The organism is Rhodomicrobium sp. Az07 (assembly GCF_018619475.1).
Classification (GTDB): Bacteria; Pseudomonadota; Alphaproteobacteria; order Rhizobiales; family Rhodomicrobiaceae; genus Rhodomicrobium.
Map to the genome: position 1 here is coordinate 1 of NZ_JAHFZG010000083.1, position 223 is coordinate 223.

At 57.4% G+C, this 223-nt stretch carries 1 tRNA gene; it reads left to right on the forward strand.

The features are described from left to right. Positions 1 to 33: 33 nt before the first annotated feature. Positions 34 to 110: transfer RNA gene (locus tag KKP04_RS15415), tRNA-Ile, on the forward strand. The last annotated feature ends 113 nt before the right edge of the window (positions 111 to 223 follow it).

A 223-nucleotide genomic window follows, 5' to 3' on the forward strand; every position in this document is an offset into this window, starting at 1 on the left:
GATGAGTTCGCTATGGCATGAGTTTCAACTGCCGGGCCTGTAGCTCAGGTGGTTAGAGCGCACGCCTGATAAGCGTGAGGTCGGTAGTTCGACTCTACCCAGGCCCACCATCTTGCGCGTCATGAAAACGGCACGTGAAGATGGTACGGCAGGAGAGTTCGGGGCCTTAGCTCAGTTGGGAGAGCGGTAGCTTTGCAAGCTTCAGGTCGTCGGTTCGATCCCG